Source organism: Vibrio sp. 10N.222.48.A3, assembly GCF_041475345.1.
Classification (GTDB): domain Bacteria; phylum Pseudomonadota; class Gammaproteobacteria; order Enterobacterales; family Vibrionaceae; genus Vibrio; species Vibrio tasmaniensis_A.
The window spans coordinates 1-3,695 of the sequence record NZ_JBFRVX010000294.1 but is presented as its reverse complement, the minus strand read 5'-3'; the positions used below and the strand labels follow the sequence as shown (position 1 = coordinate 3,695).

The 3,695-nt window shown below is 45.3% G+C and carries 3 protein-coding genes; all 3 read right to left on the bottom strand.

Annotated elements, in window-relative coordinates:
- Window positions 1–58: 58 nt before the first annotated feature.
- The gene (locus AB4653_RS09480) at window positions 59–502 is read right to left on the bottom strand and encodes a CopD family protein (RefSeq protein ID WP_102257980.1); all 444 of its coding nucleotides are present in this window, start codon (window positions 500–502) and stop codon (window positions 59–61) included.
- A 9-nt stretch (window positions 503–511) separates the two neighbouring features.
- The gene (locus AB4653_RS09475; protein WP_170962719.1) at window positions 512–3,256 is read right to left on the bottom strand and encodes an arsenate reductase (azurin) large subunit; all 2,745 of its coding nucleotides are present in this window, start codon (window positions 3,254–3,256) and stop codon (window positions 512–514) included.
- A partial coding sequence (locus tag AB4653_RS09470; RefSeq protein WP_372103971.1) for an arsenate reductase (azurin) small subunit occupies window positions 3,257–3,695 on the bottom strand: 439 nt, incomplete at its 5' end.

The following is a 3,695-nucleotide window of genomic DNA, read 5'->3' as shown; positions in this document are numbered from 1 at the left end:
TATCTAACTTATCTAACTTAGATATTGTCAAATATTCCGCACTAAACGTAAAAGCAGATCAAACTAGCCAACCCGTTCTAAATGAAACTCCGACAACCACAAACAAAATTGAAATAATGGTCACTGGCACAATGTGCAGCGCCATATCAACCAAGTTGTCCTTCGATAGTTTTGGAACCACACGAAAGCGTGCGTCTAGGGCTAGCAATACCGTCAGAGACAGCAACGTCAATTTAGCGGCAATGCCATGAGCCAGTGGAATAGACATATCAAACCATAAGTTAACGTCCGGCAATATGTGATAAGCGAGCATCAACCCAGTCACCACTTGAACTACCAAAGCAGGTATTCCCACCTTTTCGTACCCTTGCTCAAATTCCAATAACATTTCTGGAGAACGGTGTTTCAAGACTTTAGGAAGGATAACGACGCTGAGAATAATGTGCCCTCCCGTCCAAATGGTGGCAGCCAATACATGCAAAACCAATAATACGCCAAACATAAACTTCCCTTACACAATGTTACGTGGTGCAAAGGAGAACCCTTCAAACTCACGCTTATATTTTGATTCGCCAATTTTCTTTATTTTGGCGACGCCCATTTTGTAGTTGTAGTTACCACTGATTTGGTCAACTACCCTTGTTGTTAAAGCATTCGCTGGGTTCTTCATGTCCATCATATTGCAATACAACACACCTTTTTTCGTGGCTGAGGTGACAATCGCAACGGCTTTAATCTCCGCGTAATCCAGTTGAATGTGACCATTTTTCATTAGGTTACTAAACTGAAAATCGTCTGACTCGATACCCAGAATCGTATCTTTAAAATTGGCCACCCGCTCCGAGTACACCAGTACTTCATCTCCGGCTTCTATGCCCCGTTTGTCCGCATCTTCCGGGTGTACTTCAATCCAGTTTTCAGGCCAACGATGAGTGATGTAAGGCCTGCGTTCGGTATCATCAAACCCTGACTGCCAAATCTCGTTAATACGACCATTCGAAAACCATAACTCGTCCTGTTTTGGGGTAAGCCAACGATGAAAATCACTAAACAGATCCCAAGGATGTTTTTGAAGATTGACCTTCCCCGTCTGACTATTAAATTGAGTGAGCTGTTTACGCATAATATTGGCGCCTTGAGGGCCATCTTGCAGCCCTTTATCGACCAGATCATCCCAACTCATTTCAGTGTCATGTAGGCGCTTAGTGCCAATCAGCTTTTTGGTGTCATAGTTATAAAAAACAGGCCCTTGGATCCCTTCGGTACCAAATTCAGCGAGCTTTTGATGAAGAGTTTTTCCTTCAGCATGTGCTGCGACTTTAATCATATTGAAATCTTTACGGCTACCACGGCTAAATCGTGATGACTCTTCAGCTACATCATTTGAGTTTTGCCAATCAAACCCATCGTACCCCATTCGCGAAGCCATTTGAGCAACAATCCACCAGTCTGGCTTAGCCTGACCCGGCGCATCAGCGAACTTTTGGTAAAGGCGTAGACGACGCTCACCATTAGCGCGCATGAAATCCTCTTCCCCCCAAGTCGCGGCCGGAAAGATGATATCAGCGAATTGTTTACCAATAGGATCACGTAAATAAATATCTTGATTGATGACGACCATTCCACCGGAATCTGCACGCTTTTTGAGTGTATCTATAATGTGCTGTTTATCACGTCGCATCGCTTGGTGAGGATTACGTGTTGTTAAGTCGGTGAATTTCTCTTTCAACCCATAACTACTACACATAGCTTGAATCCATGTTGTACCAATGACATGGGCCATACGGGTATGCCCGGAATAGAGATATCTATCGGTGTCTATTGAGCGCCTGCGCCTACCTGCGACTTTTTCAGGTGACTTATTCCTTGGTAGTTTCCCACCGGCTAGTCCACCACGTTGATGCCCACCAAATCGACCAATCACACGCCCTTCTCGGCCACCAGTACCGATTATCGTTGCAAGGGAGGCGATGGCGTTGGTATTCCCGGTATTATTCGACCAATAAAAGCCCTTCTCTATACCAATTGAGGCTTTAACTCGTTGACCGTTGACTGGCATTGCCAACATCTCAGCGGCTTTGTGGATCTTCTCCACATCAATACCCGCGATCGATGCGGCATACTCAGGTGCGTACTCTTTCTGCTCCAAATTCCATTGCTTATAATCATCAAAGCCATTCGTTTGGAATTTGCCCCAAGTGGTTCTCCATTGCCATGGCGTATTACGAGTACCCTGACCAAAACCTGAGCTCGATTCCCATTTATTATTGACCCAGTTTTCAATCCACTCATTGTCTTGCCAGCCTTGCTCTAAGATCACTCGAGCAATTGCACCAATCACAAGATTATCGCTACCGGGATTAATATCGAGGTGCAATCCACCTTGAGCTTTAAGCCACGCTATTCCAGCGGTTTCACGAGGGTTCAAAATCACGGTTTTCATCCCACGATGCACCGCCGGCATAATAAACTGCGTAAAGATGATGGTTTTTGTCTCATACGGATCTGTTCCGCAGATCATCAAAGTATCTGCCGCGCCCCAATCATCATAACTTGGAGCAAAATTATCAAAACCCGCATCTCGAAATCCTGGGGTTGCGGTGACATCTGACGGCGTATCATGAAACGAAAAATTCGCGGTATTGACATGACGCAATGCATACTTTGTTATCGCGTAGGTGTTTTCAATATACTGATAAGAATAGGTTTTCACGCAGTAACTGTTTGAACCGTGCATATCAATCACATGACGGCCGACTTGGGCTGCTATATCCAATGCGAAATCCCACTCAACTGGTTGCAACTGTCCATTAATTCGAACAAGCGGTTGCTTCAATCGATCTTTGGTTGGTGTTTCTGGGTTATAGAGCTTTCTTGCGAGCAGTCCACCACGAACCGAAGAATCACCGCCTTTATTGACGACTTGTATGTCTTTATCCGCTACCACCACCACATGGTGTGGTTTGCCATTATGCGAAATAATATTGTGTTGCTGTGGCGAAACCCAAGCTTGCAAAGCATGAACCGGGAAATCGACACCAAATGCATTTTCACTTGCAGCAGGGCCACCGGAAGGGCTACTCACAGGCCAACGATAGACTTTGTAACCACACGCAACAATACAATAGTCACACGCTGTTGTGATGACTTCCGCACTAGCAGGTGGCAGTAATGTACTGGTCGGTTGCAGATACTGGCTGTTTAAAGCTGATTGATCGTTTACAGCCAATTTATCGTTAAAAGAAAATTGAGTCATCTAGCTAACCTCCACATCGATCAGATTTTCCATTCGACCAAAGATCAATCCCATAACCCCGACCGCATAGATATCATCACCTTCTAGCTCCAGCAGTACTTGAGGTAAGCTCTCAAAGGCTTGACCCGATACCATAATGCCATGGCGACGTAAATCAAATGTAGACAGGTGGAATGGACACTGCCCGACAATGCGATGCTCCCCTGTTGCTTTATAAGCACCGGTTAAAGGCCCACCTTGATGAGTACACGTCATCGAGTACGCCACAATATCGCGCTGTAACCCTATCCCACCGCCACATTCGATGTCGGATTTAACCAGCATCGCAATCGAGTTTTTTCCTTCATCTGGATATTGAAAGTGAACCGGAATGTGGTTACTGAGTTGACTTAACTTTGCGATTTTCTTACGCGGGTAACCAACAATACGACCTTCAACC

Bases quoted from the DNA above. Each gene is read 5' to 3' on its own strand.
- AB4653_RS09480 (WP_102257980.1), bottom strand. From the start codon at position 502: ATGTTTGGCGTATTATTGGTTTTGCATGTATTGGCTGCCACCATTTGG.
- AB4653_RS09475 (WP_170962719.1), bottom strand. From the start codon at position 3,256: ATGACTCAATTTTCTTTTAACGATAAATTGGCTGTAAACGATCAATCA.